Annotated in this window: 22 protein-coding genes; 11 read left to right on the forward strand and 11 right to left on the reverse strand. The window is 58.6% G+C overall.

The genetic code is table 11. From position 1 onward, the window contains the following. Window positions 1–120: 120 nt before the first annotated feature. From exbB to ACWKV9_RS06105, 6 genes are all read left to right on the forward strand, one after another. Entirely contained in the window at window positions 121–1,089 is a 969-nt protein-coding gene (gene exbB, locus ACWKV9_RS06080) for a tonB-system energizer ExbB (protein WP_483835173.1), read from the forward strand. Window positions 1,090–1,092: 3 nt separating this feature from the next. Further along, window positions 1,093–1,518 (forward strand): TonB system transport protein ExbD, encoded by a 426-nt coding sequence (gene exbD, locus ACWKV9_RS06085; protein WP_483835174.1) that lies wholly within the window; start codon window positions 1,093–1,095, stop codon window positions 1,516–1,518. Further along, a complete protein-coding gene (locus ACWKV9_RS06090) occupies window positions 1,515–2,258 on the forward strand; it encodes an energy transducer TonB (protein ID WP_483835175.1) in 744 nt (247 codons plus the stop codon). The genes exbD and ACWKV9_RS06090 overlap by 4 nt, the downstream gene beginning before the upstream one ends. A 91-nt stretch (window positions 2,259–2,349) precedes the next feature. Continuing rightward, entirely contained in the window at window positions 2,350–3,273 is a 924-nt protein-coding gene (locus ACWKV9_RS06095) for a hydrogen peroxide-inducible genes activator (RefSeq protein ID WP_483835176.1), read from the forward strand. A 9-nt stretch (window positions 3,274–3,282) separates the two neighbouring features. Beyond that, window positions 3,283–5,358: an ATP-dependent DNA helicase RecG gene (gene recG / locus ACWKV9_RS06100; protein WP_483835177.1), complete on the forward strand. Its 2,076-nt coding sequence runs from the start codon at window positions 3,283–3,285 to the stop codon at window positions 5,356–5,358. An 87-nt stretch (window positions 5,359–5,445) separates the two neighbouring features. Next, entirely contained in the window at window positions 5,446–6,840 is a 1,395-nt protein-coding gene (locus tag ACWKV9_RS06105; RefSeq protein WP_483835178.1) for an HDOD domain-containing protein, read from the forward strand. A gap of 127 nt (window positions 6,841–6,967) precedes the next feature. Here ACWKV9_RS06105 and ACWKV9_RS06110 read toward each other — a convergent pair whose 3' ends face one another. The 4 genes from ACWKV9_RS06110 to ACWKV9_RS06125 form a co-directional block, all read right to left on the reverse strand. Next, window positions 6,968–7,342: an SCP2 sterol-binding domain-containing protein gene (locus tag ACWKV9_RS06110; RefSeq protein ID WP_483835179.1), complete on the reverse strand. Its 375-nt coding sequence runs from the start codon at window positions 7,340–7,342 to the stop codon at window positions 6,968–6,970. Between the two features lie 215 nt (window positions 7,343–7,557). Beyond that, window positions 7,558–7,833 (reverse strand): HU family DNA-binding protein, encoded by a 276-nt coding sequence (locus ACWKV9_RS06115; RefSeq protein ID WP_008366879.1) that lies wholly within the window; start codon window positions 7,831–7,833, stop codon window positions 7,558–7,560. Between the two features lie 190 nt (window positions 7,834–8,023). Beyond that, window positions 8,024–9,172, reverse strand: coding sequence for an NAD(P)/FAD-dependent oxidoreductase (locus ACWKV9_RS06120; RefSeq protein WP_483835180.1), 1,149 nt, complete (start codon window positions 9,170–9,172; stop codon window positions 8,024–8,026). A gap of 46 nt (window positions 9,173–9,218) precedes the next feature. Then, the gene (locus ACWKV9_RS06125) at window positions 9,219–9,386 is read right to left on the reverse strand and encodes a rubredoxin (RefSeq protein ID WP_002555879.1); all 168 of its coding nucleotides are present in this window, start codon (window positions 9,384–9,386) and stop codon (window positions 9,219–9,221) included. A gap of 214 nt (window positions 9,387–9,600) precedes the next feature. Here ACWKV9_RS06125 and ACWKV9_RS06130 point away from each other — a divergent pair, with 214 nt between their 5' ends. Continuing rightward, the gene (locus ACWKV9_RS06130) at window positions 9,601–10,176 is read left to right on the forward strand and encodes a chorismate--pyruvate lyase family protein (RefSeq protein WP_483835181.1); all 576 of its coding nucleotides are present in this window, start codon (window positions 9,601–9,603) and stop codon (window positions 10,174–10,176) included. Continuing rightward, a complete protein-coding gene (ubiA, locus tag ACWKV9_RS06135) occupies window positions 10,176–11,066 on the forward strand; it encodes a 4-hydroxybenzoate octaprenyltransferase (protein WP_483835182.1) in 891 nt (296 codons plus the stop codon). The genes ACWKV9_RS06130 and ubiA overlap by 1 nt, the downstream gene beginning before the upstream one ends. A gap of 35 nt (window positions 11,067–11,101) precedes the next feature. On the opposite strand, the gene ACWKV9_RS06140 is transcribed toward ubiA, so the two are convergent. After that, window positions 11,102–11,482, reverse strand: coding sequence for a COG4315 family predicted lipoprotein (locus ACWKV9_RS06140; RefSeq protein WP_483835183.1), 381 nt, complete (start codon window positions 11,480–11,482; stop codon window positions 11,102–11,104). A gap of 173 nt (window positions 11,483–11,655) precedes the next feature. On the opposite strand from ACWKV9_RS06140, the gene phoB reads away from it, so the two are divergent. The 3 genes from phoB (at window position 11,656) to ACWKV9_RS06155 (ending at window position 15,140) form a co-directional block, all read left to right on the forward strand. Further along, window positions 11,656–12,345 (forward strand): phosphate regulon transcriptional regulator PhoB, encoded by a 690-nt coding sequence (gene phoB / locus ACWKV9_RS06145; RefSeq protein ID WP_111758630.1) that lies wholly within the window; start codon window positions 11,656–11,658, stop codon window positions 12,343–12,345. A gap of 54 nt (window positions 12,346–12,399) precedes the next feature. Then, window positions 12,400–13,701, forward strand: coding sequence for a phosphate regulon sensor histidine kinase PhoR (phoR, locus tag ACWKV9_RS06150; RefSeq protein WP_483835184.1), 1,302 nt, complete (start codon window positions 12,400–12,402; stop codon window positions 13,699–13,701). A 98-nt stretch (window positions 13,702–13,799) separates the two neighbouring features. After that, window positions 13,800–15,140, forward strand: a complete 1,341-nt coding sequence (locus tag ACWKV9_RS06155) for a hemolysin family protein (protein ID WP_483835185.1) — start codon at window positions 13,800–13,802, stop codon at window positions 15,138–15,140. Window positions 15,141–15,274: 134 nt separating this feature from the next. Here the strand turns inward: ACWKV9_RS06155 and ACWKV9_RS06160 are convergent, their stop codons facing one another. The 6 genes from ACWKV9_RS06160 to ACWKV9_RS06185 form a co-directional block, all read right to left on the reverse strand. Next, entirely contained in the window at window positions 15,275–16,177 is a 903-nt protein-coding gene (locus tag ACWKV9_RS06160) for a peptidoglycan DD-metalloendopeptidase family protein (protein ID WP_483835186.1), read from the reverse strand. Between the two features lie 283 nt (window positions 16,178–16,460). Beyond that, entirely contained in the window at window positions 16,461–17,351 is an 891-nt protein-coding gene (locus ACWKV9_RS06165; protein WP_483835187.1) for a response regulator, read from the reverse strand. Window positions 17,352–17,519: 168 nt separating this feature from the next. Beyond that, the gene (gene phoU / locus ACWKV9_RS06170; RefSeq protein ID WP_483835188.1) at window positions 17,520–18,278 is read right to left on the reverse strand and encodes a phosphate signaling complex protein PhoU; all 759 of its coding nucleotides are present in this window, start codon (window positions 18,276–18,278) and stop codon (window positions 17,520–17,522) included. Between the two features lie 63 nt (window positions 18,279–18,341). Next, on the reverse strand, window positions 18,342–19,175 hold the full coding sequence (gene pstB, locus ACWKV9_RS06175; RefSeq protein WP_483835189.1) for a phosphate ABC transporter ATP-binding protein PstB: 834 nt from the start codon (window positions 19,173–19,175) through the stop codon (window positions 18,342–18,344). Window positions 19,176–19,286: 111 nt separating this feature from the next. Beyond that, window positions 19,287–20,957 carry a phosphate ABC transporter permease PstA gene (gene pstA, locus ACWKV9_RS06180; RefSeq protein ID WP_483835190.1) on the reverse strand — a complete coding sequence of 557 codons (1,671 nt, stop codon included), beginning with the start codon at window positions 20,955–20,957 and terminating at the stop codon, window positions 19,287–19,289. A gap of 15 nt (window positions 20,958–20,972) precedes the next feature. After that, entirely contained in the window at window positions 20,973–23,006 is a 2,034-nt protein-coding gene (locus ACWKV9_RS06185) for an ABC transporter permease subunit (protein WP_483835397.1), read from the reverse strand. Between the last annotated feature and the right edge of the window lie 352 nt (window positions 23,007–23,358).

The following is a 23,358-nucleotide window of genomic DNA, read 5'->3' on the forward strand; positions in this document are numbered from 1 at the left end:
TACTTTCGTTAACGAGAATTACTTGCAATAATACTGGCCCTTTGTTCTCCTCCGCTCGCCTCGGGCTGGTGTGACGCTTACAGAACGAACCCCTATTTTTTCATATCAGGTCCGGTCAGCATGATACCTATTCAGTCTCCCGCTTCGCCTATCAAGCTTCCACGCCTGCCACGTGCTATTCGCGGTATCGCAGCAGTCGTGTTCAGCCTGACGCTGATGCCGGTCGCCCTTGCCGACGCGACTGCACCGACTCAGCCTCCCGCCGCACAATCAGCAGCGCCTGCTACTGCTCCGATTGACACCAACGCAGCCCCGGGCGTTCAAGCGCCTGTCGCTCCAGTTGAAGCCCTGGACGCAGCGCCAGAAGACAACAGCCTGGGCATGTCACACGATCTGTCGCCTTGGGGCATGTATAAAAACGCAGACGTGGTCGTTAAAGCGGTGATGATCGGTCTGGCAATTGCCTCGATCATCACCTGGACCATCTGGATCTCCAAAGGCTTTGAGCTGCTAGGCGCCAAGCGTCGTCTGCGCGGCGAAATCGCCAATCTGAAAAAAGCCCGTACCCTGGATGAAGCCAGTGTCAGCGCCAGCAAACAAGGCACTCTGGCCAATCTGCTGGTGCATGACGCCCTGGAAGAGATGCGCTTATCAGCCAACGCCCGCGAGCGCGAGGGCATCAAAGAGCGCGTGAGCTTCCGTCTTGAACGTCTGGTTGCAGCGTGTGGCCGCAATATGAGCATGGGCACCGGCGTACTCGCCACGATCGGTTCGACTGCCCCGTTTGTCGGCCTGTTCGGTACCGTATGGGGCATCATGAACAGCTTCATCGGCATCGCGAAAACCCAGACCACTAACCTCGCCGTCGTAGCTCCAGGCATTGCCGAGGCCTTGCTTGCAACGGCGCTGGGTCTGGTGGCGGCGATTCCTGCAGTGGTCATCTACAACGTATTCGCCCGCTCCATCGCCGGGTACAAGGCACAGGTTTCTGACGCTTCGGCGCAGGTTCTATTGCTGGTCAGTCGCGACCTGGACCACCAGCCTGCCGTCGAACGCAGCCAGCCGCCGCACATGGTAAAAATGGGGTAAGCCATGGGCCTGCATCTGAATGACAGCGGCGACGATCTCGCCGAGAACCACGAAATCAACGTCACGCCGTTTATCGACGTGATGTTGGTCCTGCTGATCATCTTTATGGTGGCGGCGCCTTTGGCGACAGTGGACATCAAAGTCGACCTGCCTGCCTCCACGGCGAAACCGGCACCCCGACCTGAGAAACCAATCTTCCTCAGCGTCAAAGCCGATCAGAGCCTGTATCTGGGCGACGAGAAGGTTGCGCGTGAGCTGATCGGCCCAACGCTCGACGCCAAGACCAAAGGCAAGAAAGACACGACGATCTTCTTCCAGGCTGACAAAGGCGTGGATTACGGCGATCTGATGGAAGTCATGAACGCTCTGCGCGGAGCAGGTTACTTGAAAGTCGGGCTGGTCGGTCTTGAGACGGTTGGTAAGAAATGATCAGTACGCGCCAAAAACTGACGCGCTATAGCGGTAGTCTGTTGTTGGTGCTGGCGGTGCATGCCATTGCGATCATCGTCGCTTTGCGCTGGCCCACCTCTCAGGCCATCGAGTTGCAGCCGGCCGCCATGATGGTCGAGCTGGCGCCAATTCCTGAGCCCGCGCCACCGCCTCCGCCTAAAGTCGTGCAGCCGCCACAGCCGCCCGCGCCGGAAGAAGAATTGCCTCTTCCTCCAATTGTCGAAGCGCCAAAGCCGGAAATCGCAGTCCCTAAACCGGTCAAGCCCAAGCCAAAACCACAGCCGCCCAAACCGGTGAAGAAGGTTGAACCACCGAAGGAAGAAAAACCTGCCGACGAAAAGCCGGTAGAAACACCGCCTTCCAACGCCAAGCCAGAAAAATCAGCTGCGCCGCAGGTTGCACCGCCAAGTCCGCCGAGCAACGCATTGCCAAGCTGGCAGGGAGATTTGCTGCGTCACCTGAGCAAATTCAAGCGGTATCCGGAAGACGCCCGTCGTCGCGGCACGCAGGGCACCAGCCGACTTCGATTCGTGGTCGACAAGGACGGCAACGTGCTTTCCTACGAGATTTCTGGAGGATCGGGCAGCGCATCACTTGATCGAGCCACCCTGGAAATGATCCGTCGCGCGCAGCCACTGCCTAAACCACCCGCAGAACTGCTCAACAATGGCTCGGTTGAAATCGTCGCGCCCTTCGTTTATTCCCTGGATAAACGTTGAAATCTTGATTTTGTTACACCGAAGGGGTTGATAACGTGCGTCTATCGATTGCACCCGCTATGCTGGGGCCGCAACTTCATGGACGCACGCTATGACCCTTACAGAATTGCGCTATATCGTTACCCTCGCCCAAGAGCAGCATTTCGGCCATGCGGCCGAGCGCTGCCACGTCAGCCAGCCCACGCTGTCGGTTGGCGTGAAGAAACTGGAAGATGAACTCGGCGTGCTGATTTTTGAGCGCAGCAAGAGTGCGGTACGTCTGACGCCGGTTGGCGAGGGCATCGTCGCTCAAGCACAAAAAGTGCTAGAGCAGGCGCAAGGCATTCGTGAACTGGCGCAAACCGGCAAGAACCAGCTGACCGCACCGCTCAAAGTCGGCGCGATCTATACCGTAGGTCCTTACCTGTTTCCGCATTTGATCCCGCAACTGCATCGGGTCGCCCCGCAAATGCCGTTGTACATCGAAGAAAACTTTACCCACGTCCTGCGCGACAAACTGCGCAACGGTGAACTGGACGCGATCATCATCGCGCTGCCATTCAACGAGTCAGACGTCCTGACCCTCCCGCTCTACGATGAACCCTTTTATGTGCTGATGCCGGCCGATCATCCGTGGACGCAGAAAGCGACCATCGATGCGTCCGCGCTCAACGACAAGAGCCTGCTGCTGCTCGGTGAAGGGCATTGTTTCCGCGATCAAGTCCTCGAAGCCTGCCCGACTCTGGTCAAGGGTGGCGACAGCGCCAAGCACACGACGGTGGAATCCAGTTCGCTGGAAACCATTCGCCACATGGTCGCTTCCGGGCTTGGCGTTTCGATCCTGCCGATGTCCGCAGTCGACAGCCACCACTACGCGCCTGGCGTAATTGAAGTGCGTCCACTGTCGCCGCCCGTGCCGTTCCGCACGGTTGCGATTGCCTGGCGCGCCAGCTTCCCTCGGCCGAAAGCTATCGAGATCCTCGCTGATTCGATTCGCCTGTGTTCGGTTGCCAAACCCAAAGCACAAGCAAGTTAAGCAGGCGGTATGACAGAGCTGTCCCACGTCTCGGTGACGGCGCTCAAGGGCGTCGGCGAGGCCATGGCTGAGAAACTGGCGAAGGTCGGACTGGAGAACATTCAGGACGTCCTGTTCCACTTGCCGCTGCGCTATCAGGATCGAACCCGCGTTGTCCCTATCGGCCAACTGCGGCCGGGGCAAGACGCAGTGATCGAAGGTGTAGTCAGCGGCACTGATGTGGTGATGGGCAAACGCCGCAGTCTGTTAGTCCGACTGGGTGATGGCACGGGCGTGTTGAGCCTGCGTTTCTATCACTTCAGCAACGCACAGAAAGACGGCCTCAAACGCGGCACCCATGTGCGCTGCTACGGTGAAGCCCGTCCCGGTGCGTCGGGACTGGAGATTTATCACCCGGAATATCGCGCGCTTACCGGCGACGAGCCGCCGCCTGTGGACGTGACGCTGACGCCGATTTACCCCACCACTGAAGGCCTGACCCAGCAGCGCCTGCGTCAGTTGTGCCAGCAAAGCCTGACAATGCTCGGCCCGCAAAGCCTGCCCGACTGGTTGCCAGAGGAGCTGGCTCGCGACTATCAGCTCGCGCCGCTCGATGAAGCCATTCGATATCTGCACCATCCGCCTGCCGATGCCGACGTTGAAGAGTTGGCCCTGGGTCATCACTGGGCTCAGCACCGCCTGGCGTTTGAAGAGCTGCTGACCCACCAGCTGTCGCAACAGCGCTTGCGCGAAAGTTTGCGCTCGCAGCAGGCGCCTGCTTTGCCCAAAGCCAAGAAGCTGCCAAAGCAGTTCCTCGCCAATCTCGGTTTCCCGCCCACTGGCGCGCAAACACGAGTCGGCAATGAAATCGCCTACGACCTCAGTCAACACGAGCCGATGCTGCGCCTGATTCAGGGCGACGTCGGCGCCGGTAAAACCGTGGTCGCTGCACTGGCTGCATTGCAGGCACTGGAGGCGGGCTATCAGGTGGCGTTAATGGCGCCCACCGAAATCCTCGCCGAGCAGCACTTCATCAACTTCAAGCGCTGGCTTGAGCCTTTAGGCATTGAAACCGCCTGGCTGGCGGGCAAGCTTAAAGGCAAGGCGCGAGCGACGTCCCTTGAGCAAATCGCTACCGGCACGCCCATGGTCGTCGGCACCCACGCGCTTTTCCAGGACGAAGTGCAGTTCAAAAACCTCGCGCTGGTGATCATCGACGAGCAGCACCGCTTTGGCGTGCAACAACGTCTGGCGCTGCGCAAAAAAGGCGTGGGCGGCCGGATGTGTCCGCATCAGTTGATCATGACCGCCACGCCGATCCCACGCACCTTGGCAATGAGCGCGTACGCCGACCTCGACACCTCGATCCTCGACGAACTGCCGCCGGGCCGTACGCCCGTCAATACGGTGCTGGTAGTCGACAGCCGCCGCATTGAAGTGGTTGAGCGCGTACGAAACGCCTGCGCCGAAGGCCGTCAGGCGTATTGGGTCTGTACGCTGATTGAGGAGTCCGAGGAGCTGACCTGTCAGGCCGCCGAAACCACCTTTGAGGAGTTGACCAGTGCGTTGGGAGAATTGCGCGTCGGTTTGATTCACGGCCGCATGAAACCTGCCGAGAAAGCGGCGGTGATGGGCGAGTTCAAGCAAGGCGTTTTGCAACTGCTGATCGCGACAACCGTAATTGAAGTGGGTGTCGACGTGCCCAACGCCAGCCTGATGATTATCGAAAACCCGGAGCGACTGGGCCTGGCGCAACTGCACCAATTGCGCGGTCGGGTCGGACGAGGCAGCGCGGCGAGCCATTGCGTGCTGCTGTATCACCCGCCACTGTCGCAGATAGGTCGTCAGCGGCTGGGCATCATGCGTGAAACCAACGATGGCTTCGTGATCGCCGAGAAAGACCTCGAACTCAGGGGCCCCGGTGAGATGCTTGGCACCCGGCAGACCGGCCTTCTTCAGTTCAAAGTTGCAGATCTGATGCGCGATGCAGATCTGCTGCCAGCCGTCAGAGACGCTGCGCAAGCGTTGATCGAAAGATGGCCCCAGCACGTCAGCCCCTTGCTCGAGCGATGGCTGCGCCATGGCCAGCAATACGGCCAAGTGTGAAGCAGTAAACGCAATCCGTTACGGCCTCACCCTGACAACAATTAAGCTGGTTATACTCCAACGATTGTAGGAACTTGGATCCATACCATGACAGAAGTTGCCCACGTCGACGCAACCCTTCAAGCCCCGTCTGTCATCCGACAGTTGCTTGGCAAATTGGCCATCAATTATCGCGAAGTCATGGACGACGAAAAAATCCCGGCAGCGCAGAAGATCCAGGCGGTTCTGGTGGACGATGCGGTGGGTGCGCTGCTGATCCTGTTCCCCAAGAACCACCTGTTGGACCTCAATCGCATCACAGAACTGACAGGCCGCAAATTAACGGCGGTGTCGCAGGACCGCATCGAGCAGATGCTGGGCAAACACAATCTGCGCATGCTGCCGGGTTTACCGGCGCTGACAGGGGCGCCTTGCCTGTACGAAGAGCGCATTCTTCAGGAGCCGCTACTGCTGATCGACTCGGGCGAGCCAGGCTTATTGCTGGAAATCAGCTGCGATGACTTCAAAAGCCTTTTGAGCAAAGCCAGTGCCGCACGCTTCGGCGAGCCGGTGACATCTGTTCAACCTAACCTCGACCGCCCGGATGATGACCGTAAGGAAATCACCAAAGCGATGCAGGACTTCACCGCTCGCCGCATTCAGCAGCGCCTGGAAGCGACGGTGGAGATTCCGCCCTTGGCCGACACGGCGCAGAAGATCATCAAATTGCGTGTCGATCCTGATGCGACCATCGACGACATCACCGGGGTGGTTGAAACCGATCCTTCCCTGGCCGCGCAAGTCGTCAGCTGGGCGTCGTCCCCTTATTACGGTTCTGCCGGCAAGATTCGCTCGGTTGAAGACGCGATCGTGCGGGTGTTGGGCTTTGACCTGGTAATCAACCTGGCGCTGGGCCTGGCCCTGGGCAAAACCCTGAGTCTGCCCAAAGATCAGCCGCAACACACGACGCCGTATTGGCAACAGTCAATCTACACCGCAGCGGTCATTGAAGGCTTGACCCGCGCAATGCCACGGGCCAAGCGTCCGGAGAACGGTCTGACTTACCTGGCGGGCCTGCTGCATAATTTCGGCTATCTGCTGCTGGCACACGTGTTCCCGCCGCATTTCTCGCTGATCTGCCGCCAGATCGAGGTCAATCCGCATCTGCATCACAGTTTTGTCGAGCAACACCTGCTGGGCATTACCCGTGAACAGATTGGCGCCTGGCTTATGCGCAGCTGGGATATGCCCGAAGAATTGTCCACTGCATTACGCTTCCAGCACGACCCGCATTACGACGGCGAACACGCGGCGTACGCCAATCTGGTGTTCATGGCAGTCAGCTTGCTGAGAAAACAAGGCATCGGCTCCGGCCCTGTTGAAAGCATCCCGGATGAGCTGTTCGAGCGTTTGGAGCTGTCCCGTGAGAAAGCGGACGACGTTGTGCATAAAGTGCTCGAAGCAGAAACGCTGCTGCGCGAACTGGCTGCGCAGTTTCACTGATAACGACCACCGTTGGCTCCGCGGACTGTTCTGTAGGAGCCAACTAGTTGGCGAGGCGGTCTCACGGTTGATGCAGCTCTGGGCTCTCGCGAACAAGTTCGTTCCTAAAGGACTTTCGTGCGGGCGCTTACTTTTTCTTCCTTGGCTTCAAGTACTTCATCAGGCCCTGAAACCACATCACCAGGCCGGTGTTGCCCTTCACCAGAATGTCTTTGTCCTGAATCCCCTGCATGAACGCCAGTTGCTTGTTCGTCGCTTGCAGCGCGGCGAAGCCGAACGCGGCATCTTTGAACGCAATGGAAAACGCAGGCTCCGGCACTACGCCGCTGCGGCTGCTGACGCGCTGATTTTGGACAATGAAATGCCGGGCGACCTTGCCGTCGAACGTTTGCAGCTGAAACGTCAGATCTTTGCCCACCAGTTGCTGCTGGAACGCCGGATTGTTGCGACTGGCGCGGGCCATCAGCACACCCAGCATCCACAATAGAAAACGAAACTTCATGCGCGTGGCTCTCAACGTGACCGGTCTGGATGTTGCGACCGCGTCGCAGTGTAGCGGGCTTGAATGAGCTAGTCGCAGGCAGAACCGATCAGTCGCAAAGTGGCGTTTCAGGCCGTTCGCAGGTATTGAATCGCAGGCATAAAAAAGGGGCATTCAATGTTTATTGATATGCCCACTTTCCTCGCTCTGCGCCTCCCGCTAAGGCGCCGAGCAGCTTACGGGTTAACGCTGTCTTTCAGAAACTTGCCCGGTTTGAATGCCACAGTGTTGCTTGCTTTGATCTTCACCGGCTCACCGGTTTGGGGGTTTTTGCCTGTGCGTGCGCCGCGATGGCGCTGCAGGAACGTACCAAAACCAACAAGGGTGACGCTGTCCTTTTTGTGCAAAGCATTGGTGATTTCTTCAAGGACGGCGTTGAGTACGCGATTGGCTTGTTCTTTGGTGAGATCTGCTTTTTCAGCGATGGCGGCTGCGAGTTCTGGTTTACGCATATGAAGCCTCATTTACAGTTTTTTGTTGTTATGTGCCGTGCTACTCGTCCTGAGCAGCGAGCAGGCTGCCACAACGGCTCTACGTTGCGGCTGACGGAAATGAGGATGGCATGCTGCCGAGACCTGCGCCAGTACGTGCCAGACGTTTGTAGGAGCAAAAAGGCGGGTTATCCGACAGAACGACCGGTATTTACGCCAACAGCGCAGGTAACGCCTTGTTCAGCGCCAGTTTCTCCATGACCGCAGTGCCGGTAAGCGCGTAACCCAACAGATTGCCATCAGCATCGCGGCACAGCGCTTTGATGTCCGCGCCCTGCCCCTCAACGCTCCAAACGCCTTCAGCACCTTTGGGTGGAGGCGAAACAACCAATGGGCAAACCGGCGTTTTAACAGTGACTGGCATCGGCCCGTATTTGACCGCTGTCGGTGTTCCCGCGAGGGTTTGCGCCAATGCACGTGCACAATTCATCAACGGCATGACGTAGAGCAGATTCAGGCCATCCACTTCGGCGCAATCACCCAGGGCATAGATGTTGGCATGGGACGTCTGCAGGTAACGGTCAACCACAACCCCGCGGCCTATTTCCAGACCTGCCGCCGCAGCCAGATCAACCCGCGGGCGCAACCCGATGGCCGACACGACCACATCACACCGCACCACTTCGCCATCGGACAGATGCGCTTCCAGCCCTTGCTCGGTGCGCAGCAAGCGCGTGAGCACCGGCCCCAGGTGAAAACGTGCACCAAGACCTTCCAGCCCCGTTTGCACCGCATTCGCCGCCGCCGGGTGCAGCAGCGTCGGCATGACCTGCTCGCACGGCGCCACCAGATCGACTTCGTAGCCGCCGGATATCAAATCATTGGCGAACTCGCAGCCAATCAGGCCAACGCCAAGAATCAGAACCCGGCGTTTACCGGCGGCCGCCAGACGAAAGCGCGCGTAGTCTTCAAGGTCATTGATCGGAAAAATTGCATCGCTGGCATCGCCCTGCACCGGCACCCGGACAGTTTCCGCGCCCCACGCCAGAATCAGGTCTCGATATTCCACCGCTTCCTCGCCGATCCACAAACGCTTGTGGCCCGGGTCGATGCCGCTGATACGCGTGTGCGTGCGCACTTCGGCCTTAAGCTGATCGGCCATTGCGCCGGGCTCTGCCATGCTCAGGCCATCGGCTTCCTTGTTCTTGCCGAAGCCGGTGGACAACATCGGCTTGGAGTACGAACGGCCGTCGTCAGCGGTGATCAGCAACAGCGGCGTTTCGGCATCGAGCTTGCGAAACTCCCGAGCCAGGTTGTAACCCGCAAGGCCGGTGCCGATGATCACAACGGGGGCATTCATTCGTTCGTATCTCCTGTGTAGAGCCTGGTAGGTGCGGTTTGAAGGATCAGCCGATTTCGATCATTTCGAAATCCATTTTGCCGACGCCGCAGTCCGGGCAGAGCCAGTCTTCGGGGACGTCTTGCCAGAGGGTGCCAGGCGCAATGCCGTCATCCGGCCAACCATCGGCTTCGTTATAAATCAGGCCACAAACAATGCATTGCCACTTTTTCATCGGTCGGTTCTCTCACGGCTTAATGTGCTCAGGCGGGCTTCGCGCGCCCAGTCTCTTCGCGTCGCCGCCTATTTTTTGACTGAGTCAGGGCGTTTTACTGATCACAAGGCTTTGACGCAAGCGTCATCGACGTTAAGGCCTGACGCAGAGCGTCGGTCCAAACCGTCAATCATGTTAAGCTCGCCGCCTCGATTGCTGACAATAACTGCCCGCCGTGACCCAGCAAAATCTCCCACCTGCGACCCCGCAATGGCGCCTGCGCGATCACTTGATCGACGCGCCCACTCCGGTGATTCTCGACTGGCTCTTCAATGAAGACTCACTTACCCGCCGCCTCACACGCCTGAGCGAAAACCGCTTCAGCGTCACGCCGCTGCATGAAGGCTGGCAGCCCCTGCGCCCCGATGAATGCGCAGCGCTCGACCTCGCTGACAACAGCGAAGGCTGGGTCAGGGAAGTGTATCTGCGTGGTCATGGCGAAAAGTGGGTCTTTGCACGCAGCGTCGCCGCTCGCCGTGCGCTTGAGCAAGACGGCTTGCACATGGATGAACTCGGCACCCGCTCGCTGGGCGAACTGCTGTTCAGCGACGAGGCGTTTCAACGTGGCCCGATGCAGGTTTGCCGCTACCCTGCCAACTGGTTGCCCGCCGAAGACGCGCAAGATGGGCTGTGGGCAAGACGCTCGTGCTTCAGTCGCGCGAGCTTGAGCATTCTGGTCGCTGAAGTCTTTCTGCCCACGCTGTGGCACGTCTTTGAACCTGTCGATCCCGTCACTGCGGAGCACCGCTGATGTACGTCTCTCTGCTCAAATCGCTCAATCGCCTGAACCCACGCGCATGGGATTTCGTTCAACTGACCCGTATCGACAAACCCATCGGCATTTATCTGCTGTTGTGGCCAACGCTGTGGGCGCTGTGGATTGCTGGCAAGGGTTCGCCCTCTCTGGCGAACGTGTTGATTTTCGTCATTGGCGTGTTCCTGATGCGAGCGGCGGGCTGCGTGATCAATGATTTCGCCGACCGCAAAGTCGACGGCCACGTGAAACGGACCGAGCAACGCCCGTTGGTGAGCGGCAAAGTCAGCAGCAAAGAAGCGCTGGTGCTGTTTGCGATTCTGGTGGGGTTGAGCTTTTTGCTGGTACTGCTGACCAACTCCACGACGATCTGGCTGTCTTTCGGCGGCCTTGCGCTGGCGGCGTGTTATCCGTTTATGAAGCGCTACACCTATTACCCGCAGGTTGTACTTGGCGCGGCGTTCTCGTGGGGCATGCCGATGGCGTTCACGGCCGAGACCGGCAACCTGCCTGCCGCCGCCTGGTTGCTGTACATCGCCAATCTGCTGTGGACTGTCGGGTACGACACCTATTATGCGATGACCGATCGCGAAGACGATTTGAAGATCGGCGTGAAATCTACCGCCGTCCTGTTTGGCGATGCCGACCGGGTGATCATCATCACGCTGCAGTTACTGGCGCTCGGCTGCCTGATGTTGGCTGGCGCGCGTTTTGAGTTGGGTTTGTACTTTTTTATCGGATTGATTGTGGCGGCGGGATGTTTCGCCTGGCAGTTCTGGTCGACGCGCAACAGAGAACCTCAAGCGTGTTTCAAGGCTTTCTTGCATAACCATTGGGCAGGGCTGGCTATTTTTGTGGGGATCGTAGTGGATTACGCCATGCGCTGACCGTAAGGCCAGCGCAATTCATTCGGGCATGTGGCTCAGGGTTTGGCAACGTGCCAGACATCACCTTTGTTATCGCCCGTTTTATCGCCCGCTGCTTTGTCGTTTTTGAAGTAGTACAGCGCTTTGCCTTTGTACACCCACTGCGATGCGCCATCGTCGCGTTTGATCACGGTCCAGTCGCCAACGGATTTATCGGTCGCCAATGCAGTCAGCGGAGGCCAATTGGTCGCACATTGGTCATTGCAGACAGATTTGCCAGCTGAAATGTCTTTGTCGAACGTGTACAGCGTCATGCCTTTATGGTCGACCAGGATACCGTCCTGTGTCATCGCAGGCTCTGCGGCAAATGCAAGGCCGGACGACGCGAGGGCCGCAGCAGCGAGCAGGCCCATAAGGGAAGATGAAAATTTGGCCATCAGATGAATCCTCTTTTTGTATTCGTTGTTGGACAACATTGTTGTAGGACAAGACCTCAAGCTTAGCTCTAGACCGCGCTTTGCCGCCAGCGACTCAACAACCTGTCACACGACTGCAATAATTCCGTTATCTAATGCGCCCCAAGACAGTTAAATGACAAGAGGTTCGAGGCATGGTGGGCAGGAGCATTCTGATCGTTGACGACGAAGCGCCGATTCGCGAAATGATCGCCGTTGCATTGGAAATGGCCGGCTACGACTGCATGGAGGCTGAGAATTCGCAACAAGCTCACGCCATCATCGTCGACCGCAAACCGGACCTTATCCTCCTTGACTGGATGCTGCCGGGCACTTCAGGCATCGAACTGGCGCGCCGCCTAAAGCGCGACGAACTCACCGGCGACATTCCGATCATCATGCTCACCGCCAAAGGTGAAGAGGACAACAAGATCCAGGGTCTTGAGGTCGGCGCCGATGATTACATTACCAAGCCCTTCTCCCCCCGTGAGCTGGTCGCTCGCCTCAAAGCCGTGTTGCGTCGTGCCGGCCCAACCGATGGCGAGTCTCCTATCGAGGTCGGCGGCCTGTTGCTCGACCCGATCAGCCACCGTGTGACCATCGACGGCAAGCCCGCTGAAATGGGCCCCACCGAATACCGTTTGCTGCAATTTTTCATGACGCACCAGGAACGCGCCTACACTCGCGGGCAATTGCTCGATCAGGTTTGGGGCGGCAACGTCTATGTCGAGGAGCGCACCGTCGATGTTCATATTCGTCGCCTGCGCAAAGCCCTCGGCGATGCCTACGAGAATCTGGTACAAACCGTGCGCGGCACCGGCTATCGCTTTTCTACCAAAAGCTGAAAAAACTTTTGGGGCGATTGCCTGCAGTTCGCTCACGACAAGGACGCGTTTTAATTGAATCACAACTGGCACGGCACGCTGATTCGCCATCTGCTGCTATTGGTTACGGCTGCGCTGCTGGCTGGGCTGATCAGCGGGCACTATGGTTGGTGCCTGGCAATCGCGCTCGCGCTGTATCTGGCCTGGACACTAAAGCAGCTGTTGCGCCTGCACGACTGGCTGCGCCATCACAAGGCTGACGAGCCACCGCCTGACGGCTACGGCCTGTGGGGCGAAGTCTTCGACAGCATTTATCACCTGCAACGCCGCGACATGCGTGTGCGCGGGCGTCTGCAAGCGGTCATCGATCGGGTTCAGGAATCCACCGCCGCCCTGCGCGACGCGGTGATCATGCTCGACAGCGAGGGCAACCTGGAATGGTGGAACCGCGCTGCCGAAACGTTGCTGGGCCTCAAGACTCCTCAGGATAGCGGCCAGCCAGTCACCAACCTGGTTCGTCACCCACGCTTCAAAGAGTACTTCGAACAAAACAACTACGCCGAGCCGCTGGAAATCCCTTCGCCTGTGAGCGAGCGGCTGCGCATCCAATTGCTGATAACCCGGTACGGCAACAACGAGCATCTGATGCTGGTGCGCGACGTCACGCGGATTCATCAGCTAGAGCAGATGCGAAAAGACTTCGTGGCCAACGTTTCCCATGAGCTGCGCACGCCGCTGACAGTGATCTGCGGCTATCTGGAAACGCTGCTGGATAACGTTGAGGAAGTGAACCCGCGCTGGGTTCGCGCCTTGCAGCAGATGCACCAGCAAGGCGGGCGCATGCAGACGCTGCTCAATGACCTGCTGTTGCTGGCCAAGCTGGAAGCCACCGATTACCCGTCCGATAACCAGCCGGTGGAAGTTCCGGCGTTGCTGCGCAGCATTGTCAACGATGCGCAGGCGTTGTCCGGCAGCAAGAATCAGCAGATCACCCTTGAAGTCGAAGACGAGACGAGGCTCAAAGGCAGCGAACCTGAGTTGCGCAGTGCGTTTTCCAACCTGATTTTCAATGCCGTGAAATACACACCGGCCGAAGGCAAGATCCGCGTGCGCTGGTGGACCGACGGACGCGGCGCGCATTTAAGCGTTCAGGACTCCGGAATCGGCATCGACAGCAAGCATTTGCCGCGCCTGACCGAGCGTTTTTACCGGGTTGATTCCAGCAGGGCCTCCAACACCGGGGGCACGGGCCTGGGGCTGGCGATCGTCAAACATGTGTTGTTGCGTCACCGCGCGACACTGGAGATCAACAGCGTGATCGGCAAAGGCAGCGTGTTTATCTGCAACTTCCCGCCGATCCAAATGACCAAAGCCTAGCCAAGCTGGCGGATAGCCGCTAAATTGCGCCTCTTGTGCCCGCCATTCCTGGCCGGCACGCCCCTTTTTTGATCATACGGAACCCGCAAAACTCCATCATGGACCCTTCCCCTGGTTTAAGCCTCGCCTCCATTTTTGCCGACTTCGGCATGATTCTTTTCGCAATAATTCTGGTCCTGCTCAACGGCTTCTTCGTTGCCGCAGAGTTCGCCATGGTCAAACTGCGTTCGACCCGGGTTGAATCCATCGCCGAAAAGAACGGCTGGCGCGGCCGCATCCTGCGCACCGTCCACAGTCAGCTCGACGCCTACCTCTCCGCCTGCCAGCTGGGTATCACCCTGGCGTCGCTGGGTCTGGGCTGGGTCGGGGAACCTGCGTTCGCGCATCTGCTGGCGCCGTTGCTGGAAACCCTGGGCGTGCAATCGCCGGAAGTGGTGAAAGGCGTTTCGTTTTTCTCCGCGTTTTTCATGATTTCGTACCTGCACATCGTGGTCGGTGAACTGGCGCCCAAGTCGTGGGCCATTCGCAAGCCCGAATTGCTGTCGCTGTGGACCGCTGTGCCGCTGTACCTGTTCTATTGGGCGATGTACCCGGCAATCTACCTGCTCAACGCCAGTGCCAACGGCATTTTGCGCATTGCTGGCCAAGGCGAACCCGGCCCACACCATGAGCATCATTACAGCCGCGAAGAACTGAAATTGATTCTGCACTCCAGCCGTGGTCAAGATCCGAGCGATCAAGGCATGCGCGTATTGGCCTCTGCCGTGGAAATGGGCGAGCTGGAAGTCGTCGACTGGGCCAACTCCCGCGAAGACCTGGTCACGCTGGACTGCAACGCTCCGCTAAAGGAAATCATGGCGCTGTTTCGTCGCCACAAGTTCAGCCGCTACCCGGTGTATGACGCGGACCGCGAAGAGTTCGTCGGTCTGCTGCACATCAAGGATCTGCTGCTGGAACTGGCTGCGCTGGACCACATGCCCGAATCGTTCAACCTGGCAGAACTGACGCGTCCGCTGGAGCGGGTGTCCAAGCACATGCCGCTGTCTCGTTTGCTGGAGCAGTTCCGTCAGGGCGGCGCGCACTTTGCGCTGGTCGAAGAAGCCGACGGTAAAGTCATCGGCTACTTGACCATGGAAGACGTCCTTGAAGTGCTGGTGGGTGACATTCAGGACGAACACCGCAAGGCCGAGCGCGGCATCCTCGCCTATCAACCAGGCAAGCTGCTGGTGCGTGGCGACACGCCGTTGTTCAAGGTCGAGCGCCTGCTGGGCATCGATCTGGACCACGTAGAGGCCGAGACGCTGGCGGGATTGATCTACGACAGCCTCAAACGCGTGCCGGAAGAAGAAGAGGTCATGGAAGTCGAAGGCCTGCGCATCATCATCAAAAAGATGAAAGGCCCGAAGATCGTGCTGGCCAAGGTGTTGAAGCTGGATTGATCGCGTTCGTTTCAACGAACATCCGTTGTAGGAGCGCGCTTGCCCGCGAAAGCGGTGAATCAGCTACCGATGAGGCGACTGACACGCCGCCATCGCGGGCAAGCGCGCTCATACAGTTGATCACGGTGATCCGTTCAATTCCCGCCCACCGCGAAGTTCGGCAGGCTCTGCACCGGTTGGGCGAATTCGTAGGGGATCGATTCCAGCGCCAGCCCGACGTTGCGCTGCACTACAAAGTGCAGGTGCGGCCCGGTGCTGTTGCCGGTATTGCCTGATCGACCCAACGCGCTGCCCACCGCCACCCGCTGCCCTTCCTTGACCACCACCGAGCCCTGCATCAAGTGCAGATAAACGCCCATGGTGCCGTCGTCGTGCAACACCCGCACGAAGTTGCCTGAGGGGTTCGCGCCTCTACCGGTCTGGCCGTTTTCCGTCTTGATCACCGTACCGCTGCGCGCCGCAATGATCGGCGTGCCTTCGGGCATGGCGATGTCCATTGCGTAACGGCTCTTGGCACCGAAATGGCTATAACCCCCATTCGGCCCTTGGCTCAGGCGAAACGGCCCACCGACCCACGGCAGCGGATAGCGATAAGCCAACGAGTTGCTGCTGCGCTGCGGATCACCAACGATGGAGCGCAAGCTGGGTTTGTAGCTCATACCCTTTCCGACCTGCTTGGGGCTCAAAGCGATAAGACGCTCGCTGCTGCGAGCCGGGACGGTGCGTCGAATGACTTGATCGGCAACGCCCAGCACGTTTTTTACGCCGGACAATTTCAGCTCGACCTCCACCGGCGCGTACAAGTCGTTACGCACGTATAGGCTGTCGGTGCCCTTCTCTTTTTTGACGTTCAGACGCACTTGCTGGTCGATGTGTTCGACCATCCGCTCGCGCAATTTCATCACCGCTGCGCCAGGCACCGCATGATCGGTAAAAGACACGACGCCATTGGCATCGGTGTATTTGTAGATGGTGACCGCCCCGGCCGATTGAGCGGTCAGCAGCAAGGCACATACGATCAGCAAGCGCTCGAGCATCGGAAATATATCTGAGTTGTTGACGAATGGAGGCCAGCCTAACAGCGATGTCTACAGATGAGGACTCATGCGTATCAATCGGCAACACACCGAGCGTCAAGGAAATCGCGTCAGCGGCTGATGTGCGAGGATTTGCAATTTCTATGCATCCCCCACGGTATTTCGTCGCAGGCATAACTGCAGGAGCCAACTTGTTGGCGAGGCGGTGGATGCGATGTATCCGGTAAACCGTCTCGCGAACAAGTTCGCTCCTACAGAAGAGCGATGGTCAAGCAGTGGAGAATCAAGCCCCGGGAATAAAGTGCTTCTGCGCCGTACCCCGCGCGATCAGGCGCGACAGGTAATCCATTTTTTGCGCATCCTGATCGACGAATCGGAAGGTCAGTTGCAGCCAGTCGCTGTCGGGTTTTTGCTCGAACGCGACGATGGCGTGCAGGTAACCGTTCAAACGCGCGATCTCGGCGTTTTCGCCCTGCTCCAGATCGAGCACGGCACCTTCAAGAATCTGAGGCAAGACGTCGCTGCGACGCACCACCAGCAGCGCTTCCTTGAGGCTCAGCGCCTTGATCACGCACGACTGAGTGCCGCTCGACAGACGCAATTGGCCCTGTCCGCGCCCCGTCGGCTCGGTGGTGACCGGCGCAGGCGCTGTGGGCTGGATCAGCGGTTGAGTCGGTGAAGACGCCGACGACGTCACTACTTCCGGACGATTGCCAGTCAGCGCTCCCAAAGAGTCGTTGGCAAACGCAGACGACAAACGAGCAGGTGCGCCCGTCATCAAAGCTTCCAGCTTGCCGACCTTGTGTAATGCCTTTTTGACCTTGGTCAGCAGCTGCTCGTTGGTGAACGGCTTGCCAATGAAATCAGACACGCCGGCCTGAATCGCCTGAATCACGTTTTCCTTGTCGCCCCGGCTGGTGACCATGATAAACGGCATGTTCTTCATGCTGTCTTGCTGGCGACACCAGGTAAGCAGTTCAAGACCGGACATCTCCGGCATTTCCCAGTCGCAAAGCACCAGATCGAATGCTTCGCGACTCAGCAACAACTGAGCCTTGCGGCCGTTGACTGCATCTTCCAGGGCGACGCCAGGAAAGGCGTTGCGCAGTCCCTTTTTTACCAGGTCACGAATGAACGGTGCGTCATCCACCACCAATACACTGACTTTACTCATCGACGCTCCTGATGGCGTGTACCGCAAATGGCGAGCACATCGCTGACTGCTCGCCAAATACCAAACTGTTTGACGACACCGGGACATGTAGTACGCGGGCGACTTGACGATTGAAAACCGGAAAACGAAAACGCCCGGCAGATGCCGGGCGTTTTTTCGCAGGCAATCTTATTTATCGTCAGGTGCGTCCGGAACATGAGGAGTTTCGGCGACGCGGCCCCGAACTTCTTCCTGCATGCGCTTGAGCCCCAAGTGACGAACGTCAGTGCCGCGCACCAGATAGATGACCAGTTCGGAGATGTTGCGTGCATGATCGCCGATACGCTCCAGCGAACGCAGTACCCAGATCACATTCAATACACGGGAGATCGAACGCGGATCTTCCATCATGTAGGTCACCAGCTCGCGCAGAGCGGTTTTGTATTCGCGGTCGATGGTCTTGTCGTATTGAGCGACAGACAGCGCCAGATCCGCGTCAAAGCGTGCGAACGAGTCCAGGGCGTCACGTACCATGCTGCGCACCTGATCGCCGATGTGGCGCACTTCGACGTAGCCGCGTGGCGACTCGCCTTCTTCGCACAGCTGAATCGCGCGACGGGCGATTTTGGTCGATTCATCACCAATGCGCTCCAGGTCGATCACCGACTTGGAGATGCTGATGATCAAACGCAGGTCGGACGCGGCCGGCTGACGACGAGCCAGAATGCGCAGGCATTCCTCATCGATGTTGCGCTCCATCTGGTTGATGCGGTCGTCAACTTCACGTACTCGCTGCGCCAGACCCGAGTCGGCGTCGATCAGTGCGGTGACTGCGTCGTTGACCTGCTTTTCTACCAGGCCGCCCATTTCCAGCAAGTGGCTGCGAACTTCTTCAAGCTCGGCATTGAACTGCTGGGAGATGTGATGTGTGTGGCTGTCTTTGATCATGCTCAATGTCCGTCCGATGAGTTGCGAGACCGCTGCGGTGGTTCAGGGCTGACGAAGCACGTGCTAGCCGTAACGACCGGTTATGTAGTCTTCAGTCTGTTTCTTGGTCGGATTGGTGAACAACGTATCGGTGTCACCGAACTCGACCAGCTTGCCCATGTACATGAAGGCGGTGTAATCCGACACACGCGCCGCCTGCTGCATGTTGTGGGTAACGATCACAATGGTGTATTTGGATTTCAGTTCGTAGATCAGTTCTTCGACTTTGAGGGTCGAAATCGGGTCGAGCGCCGAACATGGCTCATCCAGCAGCAATACCTCAGGCTCAACGGCGATAGTGCGGGCGATCACCAGACGTTGCTGCTGACCACCGGAAAGACCCAGCGCGGACTCATGAAGACGGTCTTTGACCTCATCCCACAATGCCGCGCCGCGTAACGCCCACTCGACTGCTTCGTCGAGCACGCGCTTTTTGTTGATCCCCTGAATCCGCAGACCGTAGACCACGTTCTCGTAAATGGTTTTGGGGAATGGATTAGGCTTCTGAAACACCATGCCGACACGACGGCGCAACTCAGCGACGTCCTCACCCTTGGTGTAGATGTCATGGCCGTCCAGATTGATTGCGCCCTGCACCCGGCAGCCGTCCACCAGGTCGTTCATGCGATTGAACGTGCGCAGCAACGTGGATTTGCCACAGCCCGACGGCCCGATGAACGCGGTTACACGCTGCTTGGGGATATTCATGCTGATGTCGAACAGCGCCTGCTTGTCGTTGTAGAACAAGCTCAAGCCCGGCACTTCCAGGGCCACAGGCTCGCTCTCCAGGTCCAGGATCTGGCGTTTACGACCCAGCGCCGACATGTTGATGCCGCGTGCAGGAGGATCTTGTTGCATTAGGCTCACTCCGTTCTTAGCTGCAAGCTTGAAGCTGCAAGCCGCAAGTAGAAAAACTGCGGCTGGCTTTGGCCTTCCGCTTGTAGCTTGAAGCTTGAAGCTTGAAGCTCATCAAATGTCTAACGCCTTGTACTTCTCGCGCAGATGGTTGCGCAGCGTCACCGCTGACAGGTTGAGCAAGGCGATCACGAGCACCAGCAGCAACGCTGTGGCATACACCAGCGGTCGCGCCGCCTCGACGTTCGGGCTCTGAAAGCCGACGTCGTAGATGTGAAAGCCCAGGTGCATGATCTTCTGGTCCAGGTGCAAATACGGATAATTACCGTCCACCGGGAGCGAGGGCGCCAGCTTCACCACCCCCACCAGCATCAGCGGCGCCACTTCGCCAGCGGCACGCGCCACGGCCAGGATCAGGCCGGTCATCATCGCCGGGCTCGCCATCGGCAGAACAATCTTCCACAGCGTCTCGGCCTTGGTCGCACCCAGCGCCAGCGAGCCTTCACGCAGGCTCAACGGAATGCGCGCCAGACCTTCTTCGGTGGCGACAATCACCACTGGCACGGCCAGCAACGCAAGGGTCAGCGAAGCCCAGAGCAAGCCCGGCGTGCCGAACGTCGGGGCTGGCAGCGCTTCGGGGAAAAACAACCGGTCCAGCGAGCCGCCGAGCACATAGACGAAAAAGCCCAGCCCGAATACGCCGTACACAATTGCCGGCACGCCTGCGAGGTTGTTCACGGCGATGCGGATCAAGCGGGTGATCGGTCCTTGCCGCGCATATTCACGCAGGTAAACCGCCGCCAGCACGCCAAACGGTGTAACGATCACTGCCATGATCAGGGTCATCATCACGGTGCCGAAGATCGCCGGGAAGATGCCGCCCTCGGTATTGGCTTCACGGGGGTCCTCGCTGAGAAATTCCCATAGCTTCTGGAAATAGAAACCGAGCTTGGTGAACGTGCCCATCGCATTCGGCCGATAGGCGTGAACCACCTTGCCCAGACTGATCTCGACCTCTTTGCCGTTGGCGTCGCGGGCGGTCAGGCTGTCGCGGTTGAAGGCGTCGTGCAGGTCGCCCAGTCGCGATTCGATGTCTTTGTACTGTGCGTCGTATTCAGCGCGCTCGCTGGCCATGTCAGCCTGGGCAGCAGGAGTCAGTTCGCCATTGAGTTCAAGCTTGCGCGCCTTCAGGCGCAAGCGCTCGATGCCGTGGTTGATGGCGCCGATGTCGCCCTTCTCCAGCCCGGCCAGTTCATCCGAGAGTTTTTCAACGCGCTGGATACGCTCCTGCAAGGTCGGCCACGCGGCCTCCCCTTCAGCAACGACCTTGCCACTCTCTTTGACGTTGACCAGATACCCGTAAAAATTGCCCCACTCGCGGCGCTCCAGGGTCATCAGTTCGGCTGGCCGGCTTTGCTCGGTCAACCACTCGCCCACTACCCAAGTGAAGTCGCTGGGTCCGATGTCACGGTTACCGACCTTGAACAGGTCGCGGGTCATGAATTCCGGACCTTGATTCGGCACCGGCAAGCCTGCCGCTTTCAACCGGGCACGCGGCACCAGCTCGGACTGCACCAACTCACCCACCAGCACGTGTGTTTCCTGGTTGGGCACATCGTATTGGGCTTGAATCAGGTCAGCCGGCCAGAAATGCCCGAGCCCGCGCACGGCAATCACCAGCAACAAGCCCACGGTCATGATCACCGCGACGGAAACGGCACCCGCGCTGAGCCAGACGCCAGGGGCGCCGCTTTTGAACCAGCTCTTGAGGGAGTTCTGTTTCACGAACTTCTACCTTCCTTAGAGAGACGAGTATTTCTTGCGCAGTCGCTGACGGATCAGCTCTGCCAAGGTGTTCATGGCGAAGGTGAACATCAGTAGCACCAACGCGGCGAGGAACAACACTCGATAATGACTGCCTCCCACCTCAGATTCAGGCATCTCCACCGCGACGTTTGCCGCCAGCGTGCGCATACCTTCGAACATATTCATGTTCATGATCGGCGTATTGCCGGTGGCCATGAGTACGATCATGGTTTCGCCCACTGCCCGGCCCATGCCGATCATCAGCGCCGAGAATATCCCGGGACTGGCGGTCAGAATGACCACGCGGGTCAGGGTTTGCCACGCCGTAGCGCCGAGGGCCAAGGAGCCCAGTGTCAGGCCGCGCGGAACGCTGAACACGGCGTCTTCGGCGATGGAATAAATGTTGGGGATGACGGCAAAACCCATCGCCAGCCCGACCACCAATGCGTTGCGCTGATCGTAGGCGATCCCCAGATCGTTGGTAATCCAGGAGCGCATATCGCCGTCGAAGACCCAGTTTTCCAGGTGCGAGCTCATGCCCAGCGAGGCCCAGCCGATCAACAAAACGACCGGAATGAGCATCGCGCTTTCCCAGCCGTCAGGCACACGCAGGCGAATCGAGTCAGGTAGCCGGGCCCACAAAAAGCCGGCCAATAAGATGCCAATCGGGGTGAAGATCAGCAGGCTGAAAATGCCCGGTAAGTGAGCTTCCAGATATGGCGCCAGAAACAAACCGGCGAAGAAGCCAAGGATCACCGTCGGCATCGCTTCCATCAGCTCAATGACCGGCTTGACCTTGCGGCGCATCCCCGGCGCCATGAAGTAAGCGGTATAAATTGCTGCGGCAATCGCCAACGGCGCGGCGAGCACCATGGCGTAGAACGCAGCTTTAAGTGTGCCGTAGGTCAGCGGAGCAAGGCTGAGTTTGGGCTCGAAATCGCTGGTGGAGGCTGTCGACTGCCAAATGTACTGGGGTGAGTCGTAGTTCTCGTACCAGACCTTGCTCCACAACGCGCTCCACGACACTTCCGGGTGCGGGTTTTTCAGGTCCAGCGGCAACAGACTGCCGCCCTGCTCAACCACCACGCGGTCAGCGCGCGGCGACATGCCGATCACGCCAGGGCCTTCGGACACTTGCTGAACCAGCAGCGTACGGTGGGCCGTGCTGTGGAACACCCCAAGCTTGCCAGAAGCGTCCATCGCGATAAAACCCTTGCGGCGCTGCTCAGCAGTGATCTGCGTAATAGGCGCGCCACCCATTTTAAAGTCCCGAATGTGCTGCAAGCGCTGCTCGCCATCGGTATCGCGGGCCATGAACCACTGCGCAATGCCGCCACGGGAGTTACCGATGACCAACGAAATCCCACCCACCAATTGGGTGCTGGCGGTGATTTCGGCGTTGGCATCTTCCAAAAGCTTGTAACGGCCATTGAGGGAACGGTCGCGCAGATCAAACACGTCGGCCTGCGCCCGCCCATTGATCACATACAGCCATTGTTGGCGAGGATCGACGTAAATCGCTTTCACAGCAGCAGACAGCTGCGGCAAATCGATGCGGTTCTGCTCGTTGGTGGTCTCGCCTGTCAGCATGTTCTCCGCTTGGGTCACGGACAGAACATGCAGTTGAGTGCCGGTCGAGCCCGCAAGAATCAGCGTGGAATCGGTGGCGTTGAGGTTGACGTGCTCAATGGCGCGCCCTGCTTCGTCGAGCGCCAGCGGCGTTTCGCCATAGGGATAGGAGATCACCGGCGAGATGGTTTTTTTGTTATCGGGATAAGTCACGGCGTAGGTGTGCCTGAAGATCAGCACTTGGCCATTGGACAGGCCCACCGCCAGCAAAGGCTTGCCGGGCTGATCCTGGCCTACTGACGTGACGCTGGCACCCGCCGGGATCGGCAACGCCACGCGCTTGAGTTCGGCGCCATCGCTGAGCCTGAAGAATAGCGCTTCGCCTTTGTCCGACACGCGCATGCCGACCTGATTCTGCTCCTCGATGGTGAGGACCATCGGCTTGCCAGCGTCCTGCATCCAGGCAGGTGTCTGCACGGTTTTCTGGGTCAAGTCGGCGCCTTTGAAGAGCGGCGCGACGACGTAGGCCAGATAAAAGAAAATGAGGGTAATTGCGGCCAACACAGCAAGACCGCCAACCAGTACATACCAGCGGGTCAGTCGATCTTTGAACGCGCGCATACGGCGCTTGCGTTGCATCGCCGGCGTATTGAAATCAATGCGCGCGGGTGGAGATTTTTCGGTCATCGATGAATTGGCCAAATCATTCATGCGCACACCCTAGCGGCCCTGTATGACAAATACATTACAGCGCGGTGACGCAAAAAAGCCCGCCGCCCTGGGATTGTGGCAGCGGACTGACGCTTGTGTG

The sequence above is a fragment of the Pseudomonas corni genome (assembly GCF_057128765.1).